Annotated in this window: 28 protein-coding genes and 1 pseudogene; 24 read left to right on the forward strand and 5 right to left on the reverse strand. The window is 41.2% G+C overall.

Annotation, left to right across the window (positions count from 1 at the left end; genetic code table 11):
* Nucleotides 1-27: 27 nt before the first annotated feature.
* The 19 genes from B0185_RS01700 to B0185_RS01780 all read left to right on the forward strand — a co-directional run bounded on the left by B0185_RS01700 (nucleotide 28) and on the right by B0185_RS01780 (nucleotide 9,974).
* Nucleotides 28-885 carry a DUF2513 domain-containing protein gene (locus tag B0185_RS01700; protein WP_005705786.1) on the forward strand — a complete coding sequence of 286 codons (858 nt, stop codon included), beginning with the start codon at nucleotides 28-30 and terminating at the stop codon, nucleotides 883-885.
* Complete coding sequence (locus B0185_RS01705) at nucleotides 885-1,103, forward strand: hypothetical protein (RefSeq protein ID WP_005705827.1); 219 nt, start codon at nucleotides 885-887, stop codon at nucleotides 1,101-1,103. Before B0185_RS01700 ends, B0185_RS01705 begins: the two co-directional genes overlap by 1 nt.
* Nucleotides 1,103-1,522, forward strand: a complete 420-nt coding sequence (locus B0185_RS01710) for an HD domain-containing protein (RefSeq protein ID WP_005705703.1) — start codon at nucleotides 1,103-1,105, stop codon at nucleotides 1,520-1,522. Before B0185_RS01705 ends, B0185_RS01710 begins: the two co-directional genes overlap by 1 nt.
* A gap of 97 nt (nucleotides 1,523-1,619) precedes the next feature.
* Entirely contained in the window at nucleotides 1,620-2,360 is a 741-nt protein-coding gene (locus tag B0185_RS01715; RefSeq protein WP_232610044.1) for a DUF6651 domain-containing protein, read from the forward strand.
* Nucleotides 2,361-2,425: 65 nt separating this feature from the next.
* Nucleotides 2,426-3,376, forward strand: coding sequence for a major capsid protein (locus tag B0185_RS01720; protein WP_005705714.1), 951 nt, complete (start codon nucleotides 2,426-2,428; stop codon nucleotides 3,374-3,376).
* A gap of 84 nt (nucleotides 3,377-3,460) precedes the next feature.
* Nucleotides 3,461-3,607, forward strand: coding sequence for a hypothetical protein (locus B0185_RS10200; RefSeq protein WP_005705846.1), 147 nt, complete (start codon nucleotides 3,461-3,463; stop codon nucleotides 3,605-3,607).
* A 14-nt stretch (nucleotides 3,608-3,621) separates the two neighbouring features.
* Entirely contained in the window at nucleotides 3,622-4,059 is a 438-nt protein-coding gene (locus B0185_RS01725) for a DnaT-like ssDNA-binding protein (protein ID WP_005705789.1), read from the forward strand.
* The gene (locus B0185_RS01730) at nucleotides 4,059-4,418 is read left to right on the forward strand and encodes a hypothetical protein (RefSeq protein ID WP_005705651.1); all 360 of its coding nucleotides are present in this window, start codon (nucleotides 4,059-4,061) and stop codon (nucleotides 4,416-4,418) included. Before B0185_RS01725 ends, B0185_RS01730 begins: the two co-directional genes overlap by 1 nt.
* Nucleotides 4,411-4,653 carry an HK97 gp10 family phage protein gene (locus tag B0185_RS10320; protein ID WP_005705781.1) on the forward strand — a complete coding sequence of 81 codons (243 nt, stop codon included), beginning with the start codon at nucleotides 4,411-4,413 and terminating at the stop codon, nucleotides 4,651-4,653. Before B0185_RS01730 ends, B0185_RS10320 begins: the two co-directional genes overlap by 8 nt.
* Nucleotides 4,571-4,807 (forward strand): hypothetical protein, encoded by a 237-nt coding sequence (locus B0185_RS10325; RefSeq protein ID WP_232610046.1) that lies wholly within the window; start codon nucleotides 4,571-4,573, stop codon nucleotides 4,805-4,807. The genes B0185_RS10320 and B0185_RS10325 overlap by 83 nt, the downstream gene beginning before the upstream one ends.
* An 8-nt stretch (nucleotides 4,808-4,815) precedes the next feature.
* Nucleotides 4,816-5,214 (forward strand): phage tail terminator-like protein, encoded by a 399-nt coding sequence (locus tag B0185_RS01740; RefSeq protein WP_005705727.1) that lies wholly within the window; start codon nucleotides 4,816-4,818, stop codon nucleotides 5,212-5,214.
* A 2-nt stretch (nucleotides 5,215-5,216) separates the two neighbouring features.
* Nucleotides 5,217-6,230, forward strand: coding sequence for a phage tail tube protein (locus tag B0185_RS01745; RefSeq protein WP_005705634.1), 1,014 nt, complete (start codon nucleotides 5,217-5,219; stop codon nucleotides 6,228-6,230).
* A gap of 53 nt (nucleotides 6,231-6,283) precedes the next feature.
* Nucleotides 6,284-6,685, forward strand: coding sequence for a hypothetical protein (locus B0185_RS01750; RefSeq protein WP_005705631.1), 402 nt, complete (start codon nucleotides 6,284-6,286; stop codon nucleotides 6,683-6,685).
* 38 nt (nucleotides 6,686-6,723) lie between these two features.
* The gene (locus tag B0185_RS01755; protein ID WP_314739795.1) at nucleotides 6,724-7,026 is read left to right on the forward strand and encodes a phage tail assembly chaperone; all 303 of its coding nucleotides are present in this window, start codon (nucleotides 6,724-6,726) and stop codon (nucleotides 7,024-7,026) included.
* Complete coding sequence (locus tag B0185_RS01760) at nucleotides 7,026-7,352, forward strand: phage tail protein (RefSeq protein ID WP_005705626.1); 327 nt, start codon at nucleotides 7,026-7,028, stop codon at nucleotides 7,350-7,352. The genes B0185_RS01755 and B0185_RS01760 overlap by 1 nt, the downstream gene beginning before the upstream one ends.
* Nucleotides 7,349-8,062, forward strand: coding sequence for a phage minor tail protein L (locus B0185_RS01765; RefSeq protein ID WP_005705787.1), 714 nt, complete (start codon nucleotides 7,349-7,351; stop codon nucleotides 8,060-8,062). Before B0185_RS01760 ends, B0185_RS01765 begins: the two co-directional genes overlap by 4 nt.
* Nucleotides 8,063-8,182: 120 nt before the next feature.
* Nucleotides 8,183-8,413, forward strand: a complete 231-nt coding sequence (locus B0185_RS01770; RefSeq protein WP_005705685.1) for a hypothetical protein — start codon at nucleotides 8,183-8,185, stop codon at nucleotides 8,411-8,413.
* Nucleotides 8,414-9,172, forward strand: coding sequence for a hypothetical protein (locus B0185_RS01775; RefSeq protein WP_005705809.1), 759 nt, complete (start codon nucleotides 8,414-8,416; stop codon nucleotides 9,170-9,172).
* Between the two features lie 58 nt (nucleotides 9,173-9,230).
* Nucleotides 9,231-9,974, forward strand: a complete 744-nt coding sequence (locus B0185_RS01780; protein WP_039863041.1) for a C40 family peptidase — start codon at nucleotides 9,231-9,233, stop codon at nucleotides 9,972-9,974.
* On the opposite strand, the gene B0185_RS01785 is transcribed toward B0185_RS01780, so the two are convergent.
* Nucleotides 9,971-10,279: a helix-turn-helix domain-containing protein gene (locus tag B0185_RS01785; RefSeq protein ID WP_005705848.1), complete on the reverse strand. Its 309-nt coding sequence runs from the start codon at nucleotides 10,277-10,279 to the stop codon at nucleotides 9,971-9,973. The two genes, B0185_RS01780 and B0185_RS01785, sit on opposite strands and share 4 nt — an antisense overlap.
* A gap of 1 nt (nucleotide 10,280) precedes the next feature.
* On the reverse strand, nucleotides 10,281-10,640 hold the full coding sequence (locus tag B0185_RS01790) for a type II toxin-antitoxin system RelE/ParE family toxin (protein WP_005705805.1): 360 nt from the start codon (nucleotides 10,638-10,640) through the stop codon (nucleotides 10,281-10,283).
* 88 nt (nucleotides 10,641-10,728) lie between these two features.
* Between B0185_RS01790 and B0185_RS01795 the strand changes: the two genes are divergently transcribed.
* Nucleotides 10,729-11,295, forward strand: coding sequence for a tail assembly protein (locus tag B0185_RS01795; RefSeq protein WP_005705652.1), 567 nt, complete (start codon nucleotides 10,729-10,731; stop codon nucleotides 11,293-11,295).
* 42 nt (nucleotides 11,296-11,337) lie between these two features.
* Here B0185_RS01795 and B0185_RS01800 read toward each other — a convergent pair whose 3' ends face one another.
* Together B0185_RS01800 and B0185_RS01805 are read right to left on the reverse strand one after the other, a co-directional pair.
* Nucleotides 11,338-11,553, reverse strand: a complete 216-nt coding sequence (locus tag B0185_RS01800; protein WP_005705669.1) for a BrnA antitoxin family protein — start codon at nucleotides 11,551-11,553, stop codon at nucleotides 11,338-11,340.
* Entirely contained in the window at nucleotides 11,550-11,840 is a 291-nt protein-coding gene (locus B0185_RS01805; protein WP_005705812.1) for a BrnT family toxin, read from the reverse strand. The genes B0185_RS01800 and B0185_RS01805 overlap by 4 nt, the downstream gene beginning before the upstream one ends.
* A gap of 76 nt (nucleotides 11,841-11,916) precedes the next feature.
* Here B0185_RS01805 and B0185_RS01810 point away from each other — a divergent pair.
* Nucleotides 11,917-12,156, forward strand: a pseudogene (locus B0185_RS01810) (hypothetical protein); the annotation flags it as partial.
* Between the two features lie 36 nt (nucleotides 12,157-12,192).
* Here the strand turns inward: B0185_RS01810 and B0185_RS01815 are convergent.
* Complete coding sequence (locus tag B0185_RS01815; protein ID WP_078208072.1) at nucleotides 12,193-12,951, reverse strand: IS3 family transposase; 759 nt, start codon at nucleotides 12,949-12,951, stop codon at nucleotides 12,193-12,195.
* 63 nt (nucleotides 12,952-13,014) lie between these two features.
* On the opposite strand from B0185_RS01815, the gene B0185_RS01820 reads away from it, so the two are divergent.
* From B0185_RS01820 to frr, 3 genes are all read left to right on the forward strand, one after another.
* On the forward strand, nucleotides 13,015-13,941 hold the full coding sequence (locus B0185_RS01820) for a hypothetical protein (protein ID WP_005706750.1): 927 nt from the start codon (nucleotides 13,015-13,017) through the stop codon (nucleotides 13,939-13,941).
* Between the two features lie 224 nt (nucleotides 13,942-14,165).
* Entirely contained in the window at nucleotides 14,166-14,879 is a 714-nt protein-coding gene (gene pyrH, locus B0185_RS01825; protein ID WP_005706757.1) for a UMP kinase, read from the forward strand.
* 45 nt (nucleotides 14,880-14,924) lie between these two features.
* On the forward strand, nucleotides 14,925-15,482 hold the full coding sequence (gene frr, locus B0185_RS01830) for a ribosome recycling factor (RefSeq protein WP_005706753.1): 558 nt from the start codon (nucleotides 14,925-14,927) through the stop codon (nucleotides 15,480-15,482).
* Nucleotides 15,483-15,539: the final 57 nt, after the last annotated feature.

Consider the following 15,539-nt stretch of genomic DNA (forward strand, 5'->3'; position numbering starts at 1 on the left):
CGAAGGTAAGAAAATAAAGGCAATCCAATGAAACGCAATTGGGATTTAATCCGTCGCATTCTGCTTAAACTGGAAGAAAAGGCTGTTCCTGAAGATTTTTTGATGTCCGATCAGATTCAAGGCTTTGATCGTGTAACTGTCGCTTACCATTTTAAATTACTGCATCAAGCAGGCTTAATCGAAGGAATGGATAGCTCTTCGATTGGGCAGTTTGATTTTTATGTCACGGGGCTGACTTGGCAAGGGCACGAATTTCTCGATAAAATCCGTAACGATACTTTATCTAACTTAGCGCAAGAATATAATCCTATGGATGTAATAAAAAAATATCAGCAAGCGGTTGAAATAGAACCCAAAATCACAAAAGCTGTGACAACTATTATCGCTTCTGTAGATGGTGAGGTCGCTGGACTTGAATATCGCTTAAAATCAATGGATTCGTTGAAGCGTAAAATAGAAACGGAAATGACAGCAGGGATTTCTGAACAACAAGCAATAGATAACATTAAAGATGTTATTCGCTATACAGCAATATTCTCGCCTGAAAATTTTGTAACACAATATAGGGAAATGCAATCCGCTTTAGAAAAACAAGGGTATAAAACAATTATTGTTAAAAACACTTGGAAGGACGGTACTGTTTATAAAGGCATTAATACATTCATCACTACTCTTGTAAAGAAAGATAATGTAATTTTCGAGATGCAATATCATACAAGTGAAAGTTTTGCGTTAAAAAATGGTGAATTACATCAGCTTTATGAACGTTTTCGCGACCCAAATACCGAGCAAGAAGAAAAAGAAAAATTGTATATTGAAATGCAGAAATTAAGTGCTAAATTAGTTATGCCAAAAGATATTCAAAAAATCAAAGGAGTAAAATAATGTATCAATACTACTTAGCTCAGTTAGATGACAATCAGCAAAAATTGATTCGTGGTATGGGTAATAATTTACTTTCATTTGCGACCTATGAACCTCATAAAGAAGATTGGGATAAAAAGTTTGGTTCGTTTTGGGCGGATAAAATCTTAGTTAGCGATTTTGATGCTTATCGTGAAATTAGTGAAAAAGAAGCCATTCAATTTATCAAGGTGCATTAATGTGGGCAGAAAAAGCTGAAGTATTGGCAAGATATTTGCATTACGGTCAGAAAGATAAAGCTGGTAAGCCATATATAGAGCATTTGGAATTTGTTGTAGAGCATTTAGACAATTCAACAGATGAAATGCGTGCTGTTGCTTGGTTGCACGATAGCGTGGAAGACACGGCGATTAGCATTGATGAAATTCAAGAACAATTTGGTAATGTGATCGCAAATGCCATCTTGGCTATATCAAAACGTAAAGGTGAAGACTACCAAGATTATTTAATTAGAGTTAAGCAAAATGCTTTAGCACGTTCAGTTAAATTAGCAGACTTACAGCATAATGCCGATCTTTCTCGATTGCCTAGAATCAAAGAAGAAGATATTCTCCGTAAAGAAAAATATTTAGCAGCCATGGCATTTTTATTATCTTAACCTAACAAACATTATCAACCGCTTGTAGCGAAAGTTACAGGCGGTTTTTTTACGCCTTGGAAAAGGCAACTCTCACTAAACTGGAAGGAAATCCATGATGACAATGAAACTTAAACTTGATGAAAACAACAATGTGGTGGTGAAAGACGGAATGCCTGTGTATGTTCACGCAGATGGAAAGGAAATTCCCTTTGATGCGAATAAAGCAACCGTCAAAATCGCAGAATTAAACGGCGAAGCGAAACAATATCGCGAGGCAAAAGAGGCGGTGGAAGCCAAATTGAAAGCCTTTGAGGGGATTGACGATCCGAAAGCCGCTATCAAAGCCTTGGAAACGGTGAAAAATCTCGATGATAAAAAGCTGATTGATGCGGGCGAAGTGGAAAAGGTGAAAGCAGAAATGCGTAAAACCTTTGATGAACAACTGGCAGAATCCAAATCTCACGCTGAAAAACTGCAATCGCAATTGCACGCAGAACTCATTGGTGGTTCGTTTGCTCGCTCTAAATATGCGGCAGAACATTTAAATTTACCTTCTGATGTGGTGCAAGCGTTCTTTGGTAAGCATTTCAGTATTTCAGATGAAGGTAAAGTGGTGGCGAAGTTCGCCGATGGCAATGAAATTTACAGCCGTTCACGCCCAGGTGAAAAAGCCGATTTTGAGGAAGCATTAGAGGCGTTAGTCGGGGCGTATCCAAATAAAGATGCGATTTTAAAACCATCAGGCACATCAGGTTCAGGTGCAGGCACAGGAACAGGCGGTGGCAATGCCCCGAAATCCCTTACCGAATGTAAAACTGACGCAGAAAAAATTGCGTATATGCAACAACATTCATAATCGGGTGCAAGAGATTGCACCTTTTTTATTTACGGTGCAATCGCACCATAACATAGGAGCTTATTATGGCTTTTGACTTACAAGTCTTCAACAAACAAACGCATTTAGCGTTAACTGAAACCGTCGATCAGGATATTGAAAAATTCAATCAAGCCTCAGGTGGCGTGATTACCTTGCAAAACGCCCCCACGCAAGGGGATTTTGATATTCGTGCGAGCTTTAAAGCGATTCAAGGCTTAGTGCGTCGTCGTAATGCGTATGGCAGTGGTACGGTGCAAGCGAAACGCTTAGAGCAATTACTCAATGTCGCAGTAAAAGTGGCTGCAGGTACGCACCCGATTGAGTACGAACCGCAACAATATCGTTGGGTATTACAAAACCCTGAGCTTGCGGCGGTAGAAATCGGTCAGCAATTAGCAAAAGCCCGTTTAGCGGATATGTTAAACACCGCAATTTTAGGGGCGGTTGCTGCGATTGGCGGTCAAACTACAGCCGTGTTAGACGACAAGAAAAATGCCCCGAATTTCCGCACACTCAACAAAGCAGCGGCGTTATTTGGCGACCGCTCTAGTGCATTAAAAGCGTGGATTGTGCATTCAACCACCTTACACACCTTGTACGACAATGCCTTAACCAACGCAGAACGCTTGTTTACTTACGATAACGTGAGTGTGATGCGTGATCCGTTTGGTCGCTTGTTTGTGGTTACAGACAGCCCTGCATTAGTGGATAGCACTGGTGCGGCTTATAACACGCTAGGTTTACAAGAAAATGCGGTGATGGTGAGCGGTAACAACGATTTCAACAGCGAAATGCAACCGAAATTAGGCGGTGAAAATATCGCAGCCGTTTATCAAGCAGAATGGACTTATAACTTAGGTATTCTCGGTTATGAGTGGGATATGACTGCAGGCGGGAAATCGCCTGATGATACTAAATTAGGGGCTTCAGCCAACTGGCGTAAAACCGCAACTTCATTGAAAGATACTGCAGGCGTGTTGGTGAAAACCAAGTAATCGCTACAAAAGCGAAGCCCCGTGTAACAGAGAATTACACGGGGCTTCTTTCATTCCAACTTCCAACACAAGAAGGAATAACCCGTGAATTATATCTTAATTAAAGAGGTGCGTAAAATGCTGAAAATGTATTTAGAGCATACGCAAATTAAAGTCCTTGTTTGGGCTGTTTTATTTATTGCTTTTACCTTTGCGATGGCGAATTTAATTGCCGCGATCAAATGGTGGTAAGTTAAGGAGCAAAAATGACCGCTTATCTTTCCGTAGAAGAAGCCAATGCGTATCACAATTTGCGAATGAGCAAAGCGGCGTGGGCCGCGTTAGACGAAGAGGAAAAGGCTCGCCGCTTGGTGAGTGCGTCAGATTTCTTAGATGTGAATTACCGCTTTATGGGCGAAAAAGCCGACCCAATGCAGCTACGCCAATTTCCGCGTAAAGGATTTGAATCGTTAAAAATCCCTACCGCTATTATCTATGCCGTGTGTGAACTGGCATTACAAGAAAATCTCAACCAAAACGCAGAGCAGAAGATGACCAGCGTGAAAGTCGGCAGTTTATCGGTCAATTATGACAACCGTGCAACGATTGCCGATAGCAGTAACCGCTTTGATTATGTGCGACAACTGTTAGTCGCTTGGTTAGATCGCAGTAGCTTTGGCGTAGTGAAATTGGAGCGTGGCTAATGCAACTTTATCAAAACTTACAGCAAGTATCGACCAAGCTTATTCGCCAGTTTGGCAGCCCTTGTGTGATTTCACAAGTAAAAACGGGCAAATATAACCCCGAGACGGGCGAAGTGAGCCAATCAAAACGCCGTGTATCGGCATCCTGTTTATTTGATACGCTTGCCTATGATTTTAGCCGTCAGACCACGCATGCTGATGTTCAAGTGGGCGATGTGTTGATGTTACTCACTGAAAAAGCGGATGTGAACGACATTGTGTCGGTCAATGGCGAAAAGTGGCAAGTGATTCGGGTGCAGCCGATTCGTCCTGCACAACAAGCGATTTATTATCAAGCACAAGGAAGACGTTATGGGTAGATTTAGTGCCACGGTAGGGAATTTTGTGGATTCCGCATTATTGGCTCAAACACAAGGCTTTCGCAAAATTGCGTTAGATACCCTCAACAAGGTACAGAAGAAAACCCCTGTTGATAGTGGTGCGTTGCGACGTTCGTGGACGGTTGCCTTGAATGCTGTACCGAGATTACGATGGCAGCCAAATCGCCATTGCTCAGGCTCAGTTGTCCGATACGATAGTGATTGCGACGGATAAACCTTACGCCCCGATGCTGGAGTATGGGTTATATCCTAGCCCTTCCAAAACAGGGAAGACACAACGCGGTTATTCTGTGCAAGCCCCTCAAGGGATGATTCGCATTTCCGTGGATGAAATCAATGCGTATTATGCTCAACATTCAACGCTGTGAGGTAGGCAATGAAACCGCAAATCCGACGCATTTTAGAAAGTCATTTAGCAAAATTGGATGCTTTTCCGACCGCTTGGGAAGGCGTGAAAACAGAGCCTAAACTGCCTTATCAAGCGGTCTATTTAACGGTCAATACAGCAAAGACCAGTACGATTTCCGATAAACCGCTTGCGACAGAAACAGGCTTTTTGCAGCTCACTTTATTTTTTGACAACGGGCAAGGCACCAAAGCGATTGAGCAGAGAGCGAGTCAGCTACGCCAACATTTCTACGGCTTGAGTGTGGTTGAACCCCACATTCAGCTGATTATTCATCACCCACCGCAAATCGGTGGGCTTTTTTTATCAGGCAATAGCCTTGCATTGCCGATCACCATCCATTTTACCGCCTACGAATTGGAGAACTAATTATGGCAAACTCACAAGGGACACAGCGTTCGGTGGCACTGTCTAAAGAAACCACCTTCGGCACGAAACCTGCCAAAAATAGTGCGAAATTATTGCCTCGCATTGAAACTTCACTTAACGTTAATTTTGAGTCATTCCAGTCTGGAGAAATTCGCGACGATATGCAACGTGCGGCTTCGATTGTCGGGTTTGAAAAAGTCGAAGGCGATGTAAAAGGTGAACTTGCCGCAGGGCAATGGGCGTGGGCATTTGCGGCTGCTTTACGGGGTGCTTTTGGTGCTGAAGCGAAACCGCCGATTATCAAGAAAACCGCAAACGGGCAAGGTGAGAAAAACGGCAAGATTTTAGTTGTACCACAAATGGCACACACCACCGACAGCTTCACGATTGAAGATTGGTTTAAAGATATTGGTTTATCCCGTCAATATCTTGGTTGCCGTGTATCAAAATTATCACTGGAAGTGGAGCCGAATGGCATTGCCTCTGTTACCGTCACCTTTTTAGGGCAACGTGGTGAAGAAAGTGCAACGCAATATTTTACAAACCCACCGAATATCGCTCAATCAGGTAAATTAGCGGGCGTGAAAGGTTCGCTACAAGTGAATAAACAACAAATGGCACTGATTACCTCGTTTAAGCTCGATATTGATTTGAATGCATCCAGTGAAGCCGTGCTAGGGGCGACTTATGCTCCCGATGTGTTCATTGGCACCGTTGCCGTCAGTGGTTCGTTTACCATGTATCTGCAAAATAAAGCGATGATTGATGCGGTACGTCTTGGCACTAACCTTTCACTTGCCTTGCGTATGGATGCAGAAACCGCGAACAACAGCGATTACATGGCGATTATTCTGCCAGCGATTAAAGTCACCTCTTCTGAAATTGACGACGGGGCAAAAAACTTAATGCAAACACTCAATTTTGATGCCTTCCCAGGGGTGTGGGATGCAGCCAGCACGATTGATGACCGCGTAAAAGTGGCTACGACAATGATTGTGCAAGATACGTTGGCTTAATACCTTTACAAGCGGTCAATGTTGACCGTTTTTTTGCAACATAAGGAAATTTTATGGACTTAAAAAACTTATCAAAATCAGCTTTAGCAGAAACCTTTACCTTTAACTTGCTTCATCCTGAAACGAGTGATGAATTGGGGGTAAAAATCAGTGTGGTGTCGGCAAAATCAGACAAGGCATTTGCCTACTTGCAGAAAAAACTGAAAAAAGAGCAATTGCGTGAAATTGAAAATGCCAAAAGTCGCAAGCCTCAATTAAAAGGTTTAGATGAATTACGCACAGAAACCTTAGAGCTTGCCTTAAGCCGCTTAGAGAATTGGGACGGTTTAGAGTGGGAAGGTAAACCGCTTGCCTTTAGCGAAGAGAATGCCCGTATAGTATTGAGTGAATGCGATTGGATGATTGACCAAATCCTTGAGCATTCCAACGATTTGGGAAAGTTCTTGACGGCTTAATTGACGACCTGCTGCGTTATGCCCAAAAAGAGTTTGAGCTGGATAAACATCCCAAAGAGAGTAAAGCGACCTTACGGGCACATTTACTCTCGCTATATGAGCAGACAGGTGAAATGCCCGTCGAGCTTGAAAATGAGCCACCGAACGATGCGGTGGCTTATTTATTGGGTTATTTCCAACAACTTTCCACGGCGAGACAGTGCGGAATGAGCTTGAACCCGCTGACTTTTACGGAAATAGAGGCGTGGGGCAGGCTCTATAAAATGAAGCTCGACAGTTGGGAAATTGATGTGATTAAGCAATTGGATTTAATTTATCTCAACACGCAAATGGAGCATTGATGGAAACCTTAAATTTTAGTCCTGATTATCAAGCGAGCAAAAAGCAAAGCCCGAAATTGAGTGAAGTTGATTTTGGCGATGGCTATACCCAATCTCGCCCGCAAGGGTTGAACCATAATCGAGCCACCTTTAGCCTAACTTTTAGCGGCAATATTGCCAAGATCAAGCAGATTGATGATTTCCTCACTCGCCACGGCGGCTATCAAGCCTTTCTCTGGACGCCACCTTTTGGTCAACAGGGGAAATATAAATGTAAAGAGCATCAAATTACCTACCAACAAAGCTATTGGCAACTGACTGGCGAGTTTGAGGAGGTCGTTTCATGACCGCAAATATCACTCCAACATTTCAGCTTGAACTGGCAAAGCTCGAACAAACAGCGTTGCTTGACTTATTCGAAGTCGATATGCGACAGCTTACGGGCAAGGATGGCAATCGTGGCGAGCTGTTCCGTTTTTATGCGGGCACGAATGAACTCACTCAGCCGATTATTTGGCAAGGCAACCGCTATACGCCCTTTGGCATCAAGGCAGAAGGCTTTGAAATGTCAGGACAGGGGGCGAGCAATCGACCCACGCTCACGGTCGTCAATTTTGATGGCTTTGTGACTGCACTCTCGAACAACTTCGAGCAATGCTTAGGTGCGATTGTACGCAGACGGCAAGTGTATGCCCAATTTTTAGATGCCGCAAACTTTAAAGCGGGTAATCGCAATGCCGATCCACAGCAAGAGCGAGTCAGTTATTACCTGATTGAGCAATTAACCACGCTCACGCAAGATATGGCGACCTTTACGCTGGCGTTGCCGACCGAAACTGATAATGCCTTGATTAACAAGCGAACGATTTTAGTCACGTGCCCGTGGGTGTATCGCTCAACCGAATGCGGTTATACGGGCAGACCTGTTGCAGATGAAAAAGACCAACCGACCACCGACCCCAAAAAAGATAAATGCTCAGGGTGCTTGCGGGGTTGTCAGCTACGTCATAACACCCTCAATTATGGTGGGTTTATTGGAGTCAATAAATTGGGGTAAGGTGAGATTTGTGAATAAGATCACATAACTTATGTTGTATGCTTGTCAAAAGTAGTTTAACATACACCATATAGCAAGGAAGCTCATCTTAGTGATGAGCTTTTGATATCTTAGGAGTTAATGATGAAAAAATTCACAAGCAACTTTGTAATAAAAAAGACTAATGACTTAGTTAATAAAATCTATGTAAGATTATTTCCATCAGAAATCCTTCCTGAAACAGTAGAGAATGGTCCATTAGTATTTCATAGAAATGGGAATGTTTCTTTAAATTATAATGATGAGCAAGTCAGAAATAATATTAAAAAACATATGAAATCACTTGAAAAAATCACGGTGGAAAAACATTAAGTGGCAATATTAATTGTGATGCTCATTTTAATTCTCGGATATTATTATTCGAGCAATTATCTTCCTGAGCGCTTTAAATTAAAGCGGAGTAGTGGTTGGGAATCTTATGTTTTATTAGGTTCTCATGGTGTTAAATTTGTTATTAGAGGAATCATTTTTACATTGGTTGTATTTGGATTCCTTTATATTGTTTCAGTTCTCTTAAATGTTCCTATCTATTTAGGCTTCCATTATCAACGGTTTTCTCTAGAAGATTATTTAATCACGGATATTTTAGAGATTAAAGTTTACTATTTACTGATTACACTAGGTGCTCTTTTAGCTTGTCGAACAGAACTTAACCAGAAAAAATTAGATACTAGTCAAATTTATCAAGAGATGAGTAGTGCCAATAATATTGTTAATTTACTTTTCTCTGCGATGAATTCTCAAATTCCAGTAAAGGTCTCGCTAAAATCGAAAAAAGTATATGTTGGTATTGTTGATGGTACACAGTTCTCTTCAGCAGACTTAGAAAATATTGTGATTATTCCTTATTTGAGTGGATATAGGCATAAAGATCAATTAAACATTATTTTTGATTGTAATTATTTATCAGTTTATCAAAAATACAATATTTCTCATACTGAAAGTGAAGATAAGTTAAATTTGAAATATTTTCGAAATGTGATTAGAGTATCAGAAATTGAATCAATATCACTGTTTGATATGAAGTATTTTGATGACTTTGAACGTATAAATGCAGAAAAAACAGAATAACCATCAATTTTATCGCCCATTTAGGTTTTCCTAGATGGGCTTTTTATTGGAAGCCAAGATGAAAATTCCTTATAAATTAAAATTTGAAATTCTTTACTATTGCCAAACCGCAGAGCCGAATGAAGCCTGCGGTTTTGTTATTTTAAGTTATCAGACAAGCAAACCCACCTTTTTACCTTGTGAAAACGTGGCAGCCGATCCGCTCAATTTCTTTGAGATTTCGCCTGAGGAGCAAATCGAGGCGGAAAAATTGGGGTGGATTGAGGCGATTGTCCATTCACACCCGAACGGCGAACCTGTGTTATCGCTTGCCGACCGTCAGATGTTCGCCCACACCGATTGCGATTGGCTGTTAGTCTGTGAGGGTAAATTGCAACGTTTCCCGAAAATTGACCCGCTTGTTGGCAGAACCTTTGAGCACGGCAAAACCGATTGCTACACGCTGTTTAAAGATTTCTACTTTTTAGCGGGTTTAGATATGGACGAGTTCAATCGCCCCGATGAGTGGTGGCACAACGGGCAAAATCTTTACTTAGATAATCTCGAAGGGCAAGGTTTCAAGCGGTTAGATGCTCAGGAAACTTTGCAAATTGGCGATGTGATTTTGATGCAGGTAGGGGCGAACGTGCCGAATCACGCGGGCATTTACTTAGGAGAACAGCAAGTATTGCACCACAGCCCCAAACGGCTTAGCAAGCGAGATTTATACGATGGCTACTGGCTCAAACATACGCACTCGATTTGGCGACACCACAATGCTGAACAGTTGGATTTTTCCATTCCGCTCGGCATTTTAGGTTAAATTGGAAAAATCTGGCTGTAACCTGTTGGCATTTTGACGGCAAGGCTGAGTTCACCGCCCATTTTCTCAATGTAGCGTTTAAGTGTAGAGAGTTTAACATCATTGCCACGCTGTTCAATCTGAGCAATCGCGGATTGAGATACACCTACGGCTTGAGCCATCTCTTTTTGCGACAATGCTAGGTTTTCACGAATCATCGCAAGCCCTGTTTCTAAAATCAGTTCATCGGACATCTCTTTGATTTTTTGTTGAGACTCAGGTGTTTCACGGGCAATCATCTCTTCAAGGGTGTACATTTTTTTCATCTTATTGCTCCAAACTTTGTAAGTAGTCGGTAAATTCTGCATCGGCGATTTTAATCATTCGCTCATAAAATTGTTTGTCGTTACTTTTATCCCCCGCACAGAGCACAATAGCTTGTCTAAGTGGGTCGAAAGCGAAAAACGCTCGCAACGGCTTGCCTTTATGCTGAATGCGAAGTTCTTTCATATTCGGATATTTTGAGCCTTTTATCGTGTCAGCATAAGGACGTGAAAGCTGGTAACCATACATTTTCAAGTTATTGAGCGATGCAAACACCGATTGACGAACATCTTCGGTTTGCTCAAGCAGCCAGAGATTAAATCGTTCAGTAGCGATTACCGTCCATTGAGATTGTTTTTTCATTTTGTGGTTTTATTGGGTAAGTTTTATCTTATTTTATAATGTATAGATTATATTTTCAATAAGATACAAATTATATCTAAGGAGATATATGATCAAGATTAAATTTTACGGCTCACTCAAGCGTTTTGGCACGGATTTTCAGCTGGATTGCCAAACGGTGGCAGAGGCGTTAAAAGCCTTGATGAGCCAACTAAAAGGACTGCGTCACATGATGCAAAAAGGGATGTATAAAGTCCGTATTGGTTCGCAATATTTAGAAAAAGGCTTGCATTACCGCTTGAGAGCGGGAATGACGGTGCATTTTACCCCAGTGTTAAAAGGGGCGAAACGTGGTGGTGTATTTGGCGTGATTGCGGGCGTTGCTTTGATTGGTGCGGCGGTGTTACTCGGTCCTGTGGGAGGGATTATCGCTTCACAAACGGCAATGATGTTAGGCGGAATGGGGGCATCTATGTTGCTAGGTGGGGTGGCACAAATGCTGACTAAAACGCCGAGTATGGGGAGTTTCAATGAGCAAGAGAAAAAATCTTCGACGGCATTCAGCGGGCTACAAAATCGGGTCGCACAAGGGCAAGCTATGCCACTGGCTTACGGGCGAATTTTGGTGGGGTCGTTGATTATCTCGCAAGGGATTGAGACCTTTGATGTGGTGTAAGAGAAAAAAATAACCCGAAGCATTCTTATACTTCGGGTTATTTTATGCCCAGTTTAAGTTGGGTCTACGATGGTTGATCGCACAATCTTTGAGGTAAGAGTTAATAAGCGTTTGATAAGGAATCCCTATTTCGGCGGAGAGTGATTTGAAATAATCGACAGACTCGTCATCAAGGCGAATCGTGATAACCTTTTTCGCTTTAAGTTTTGCGGCATAAGGATTACGCACCGCGTGGCTGAAATCATATTCTTCTTTCATCGTATTTGCTCCTGATATTGTTTTGTCTCTCGTAACGTTGCTCGTCTGGCTGAAATAATGCGAATATTTTGATCACGTTCACAATGAACAACTACTAAAGTTCGATTTTTTTCACTCAATCCGAGCAGTAAAAAGCGTTCTTCATCAAAAGAGTGCTCTGGGTCTGGCATAAATAAGGCAAAATCATCATAGAAAACGGTGGTAGCTTCTTCAAAGGTTACACCGTGTTTTCGGATGTTAATCTCTGCTTTATTACTGTCCCATTCAAAACCGTCAAGCTCAAACATATACCAAACCTATAAATATAATGTAAATACATTATAAATCTCTATTCTAGAAAGTAAAGTTAAAAGCAGGCAAATTATGGGACTATTCCGCAAAAAGAAAAAAGCACATACGCCCGTTGAGGCAAAAGAGAGTGGACGCAGTAAACAACGTATTAAAATTGTGGAAGTGCTTTCAGAAGGGGAAATTGAAGGTTTAGTAGACGGGTTAAAATCGGTCTATTTAGATAAAACTCCGATTGAAGCCAAAGACGGTTCGTACTATTTCAAAAACGTGGAAATTGAAGGGCGTGAAGGGACACAAACCCAAGAGGTCATGCAAGGCTGATCTGCCCCCCAAAAGTTGGACAATTAGTTAACTTAAATATTGAGCTCTGTATTGTACTGGGCTCAATCCATTGAAACCAAGTTTAATTCGTTTTTGGTTGTAATACACTAAATATTCTTCAATTTCAGCCTGTAATTCAGCAATTGAATGATAAGTTTGTGAGTAAAAACACTCTGATTTTAATATCGCAAAAAAGCTCTCAATCACTGCATTATCGTAGCAATTTCCTCGGCGACTCATACTTTGCACCGCTTTACCCTCCAACATTTTCCCCCATTCCGCCGTACCATACAATACACCTTGGTCGCTATGAATAATCGGACATTCTGTCGGTTTAAGCCGACTAAGCCCTTGTGCTAACATCTTTTTTACCAATGAAAACTTCGGGCGTGTTGCAAAGTTATAGGCAATAATTTCTCGGTTAGCCAAGTCCATCAACGGTGAAAAATAAAGCTTTTCTTGCCCAACATGAAATTCCGTTACATCCGTTACCCATTTTTGATTGAGTGCCGTTGCGGTAAAATCACGATTCAGTAAATTCGGGGCAATATGCGATGTTTTTCCTCGTTTTCCATGTCTTTTCTTGCGTAAAATGGAATGAATACCTAACTCGTTCATCAGCTTTAACACTGTTTTATGATTCAAATTAAAACCCATTTGACATAATTTACACGTCATGGGGCGATAACCATCTCGTTTTCTGTTCTTTTTATACAGCGATAAGATAGCCTCTTTTACCTCGTGATAATCTCGCTTAATCTCTTTATAGTAAAGTCTGCAATCCATTATCCCGAAGATGAAGCGAAATTAGTAAGTGGAGATTATGTTGTAGACACGAGCAATACCGATTTGGTTATTCAAGTAGGTAAGCAATATGCAGGCTGGGAAGTTAATGGCGTAAAAGTCAATGAAGAAGGGCTGTTGAAAGTACACCGTAGTTATAAGCAAGGAGATGTGGTGCAATTAACATTAACGTCGCCAGTAAAAGCCACTTCTGTTTTATACAACCGTGTGAAAGCAGTTGATTTAAATCGTTTTGTGTCTGTAACAGACTTTACATATAAATTTGAAAACAACACACTTAGCGAGTTAAAACTACACGGAGTGTTGGAAAATGGCAAAAAGATTTCACGCTATTTAAACCAAGAGACAGATTATGTACAAGTTCGTCAGTATTATAGCGATGGAGGTAGCTCTGTTCTTGATAGCTCATATCCTAGTGAGGGCAGTAATGTATTCTTCAGCCAAAATGGCGAAAAACCTAGCGAAGATTACCATATGCCTGAAGATATTGATTATATTGAATTTACTACCTACTATAACAATTTTTCTAAAACAATTACCCTACAAAATGAAACACCTAAAATTAAAGGTGTGGTGTTGGCTCATCTTGACGAGCTTTCTATTGAGCAAAATCAATCAGATGGGAGAATTGAGGCAATTAAATTAAAAGGCACAAATGCTAACGGTATGCCTGAGGAACGTTACCTTGAATATGGTCGAGATAAGTTGAAAGTAACGGCATTTGAGGAAGATGTCAACGGGCAGACGAGTGAATTTGTAACGATTGATACCAATGCAGGTATTGCATACAGTGAAGCCACCGACTTTATGGCAGAGGTAGATGAAGCTGATCCAAACTGTATTACAAACCCACCAAGAGGACGAGGTTTTGGTATAGACGAGACGAAAATTCGCTTAGACATTACGACTAAAGAGGGCTTTGAGCTTTCAAAAGAAGTCGAAAATTTCAAATGGGCGGAAGTTCATCAGTAATAAGCAGTCGTTGAAAACGGGGTGAATATTCAGCCCGTTTGTCTGAATAAATATGAGTGGTTAAAAAGTGAGTTTCGGAAAAATAGGTGAGGGTTCGGAAATGGAAGAAATAAAAAGATTGTAATGAATTGATTTTAAAATAGAAATTTTATTGCTATAAAATGAGATAATTTTATTTTATAATACTGCGATTTTTGTTTTCACTTCAAACAGAGGCAATTAAAATGAGCAAACCGATTTATAAACGCATTTTATTAAAATTAAGTGGTGAGGCTTTGCAAGGCGACGAGGGCTTCGGTATTGATCCTTCGATTTTGGATCGTATGGCACTTGAGATTAAAGAACTAATCGAAATGGGTGTGGAAGTTGGTGTCGTAATCGGTGGCGGTAATTTATTCCGTGGTGCAAAATTAGCGAAAGCGGGGATGAACCGTGTAGTCGGCGATCATATGGGGATGCTTGCAACCGTAATGAATGGATTGGCGATGCGTGATGCGTTGCATCGTGCGGATGTCAATGCGAAGTTGATGTCTGCATTCCAATTAAACGGGATTTGCGATACCTACAACTGGTCTGAAGCGATTAAAATGTTGCGTGAAGGTCGTGTAGTGATTTTCTCTGCGGGAACAGGTAGCCCATTCTTTACAACAGATTCAGCGGCTTGCTTACGTGGTATCGAAATTGAAGCGGATGTAGTGTTAAAAGCGACAAAAGTGGATGGCGTGTATGATAAAGATCCTGCAAAATTTGCTGATGCAGTGTTATATAATCAATTGACTTATGCTGAAGTGATCGACAAAGAGTTACAAGTTATGGACTTAGCTGCATTTACGCTTGCACGTGACCACGGTATGCAAATTCGTGTGTTTAATATGGGGAAAGCAGGTGCGTTACGTGAAGTAATTACGGGAACCACTGAAGGTACAACCATTTCTTAATTTTAATTTAGCTGTTTTAAATTTATTCAATCGAAGGAAAAATAGATGATCAACGAAATCAAAAAAGATACGCAACAGCGTATGGAAAAAAGCTTAGAAGCGTTAAAAAGCCACATTTCTAAAATCCGCACAGGTCGTGCACAACCAAGCCTCTTAGATGGCATTCAAGTGGAATATTACGGTGCGGCAACGCCACTTCGTCAATTAGCAAACGTGGTTGCAGAAGATGCTCGTACTTTAGCGGTAAACGTATTCGACCGTTCTTTAATCTCTGCAGTAGAAAAAGCGATTTTAACCTCTGACTTAGGTTTAAACCCATCTTCAGCGGGCACAACAATCCGCGTTCCACTGCCTCCATTAACAGAAGAGCGTCGTCGTGATTTAATTAAAATTGTAAAAGGTGAAGGCGAGCAAGGCAAAATTGCGATCCGTAACGTGCGTCGTGATGCGAACGATCAAATCAAAGCCTTGTTAAAAGATAAAGAAATCAGCGAAGATGAAGAGCGCAAAGCACAAGATGAAATTCAAAAAATTACAGATGGTTTCATCAAGAAAGTAGATGAAGTGTTGGGCGATAAAGAGAAAGAATTGTTAGATTTCTAATCAAATCTTAGGAAGGAAAAGTGGGTTTAACGCCCACTTTTTTATTTTAACGTTATT

The sequence above is a fragment of the Haemophilus parahaemolyticus genome, from assembly GCF_002015035.1.
Classification (GTDB): domain Bacteria; phylum Pseudomonadota; class Gammaproteobacteria; order Enterobacterales; family Pasteurellaceae; genus Haemophilus_A; species Haemophilus_A parahaemolyticus.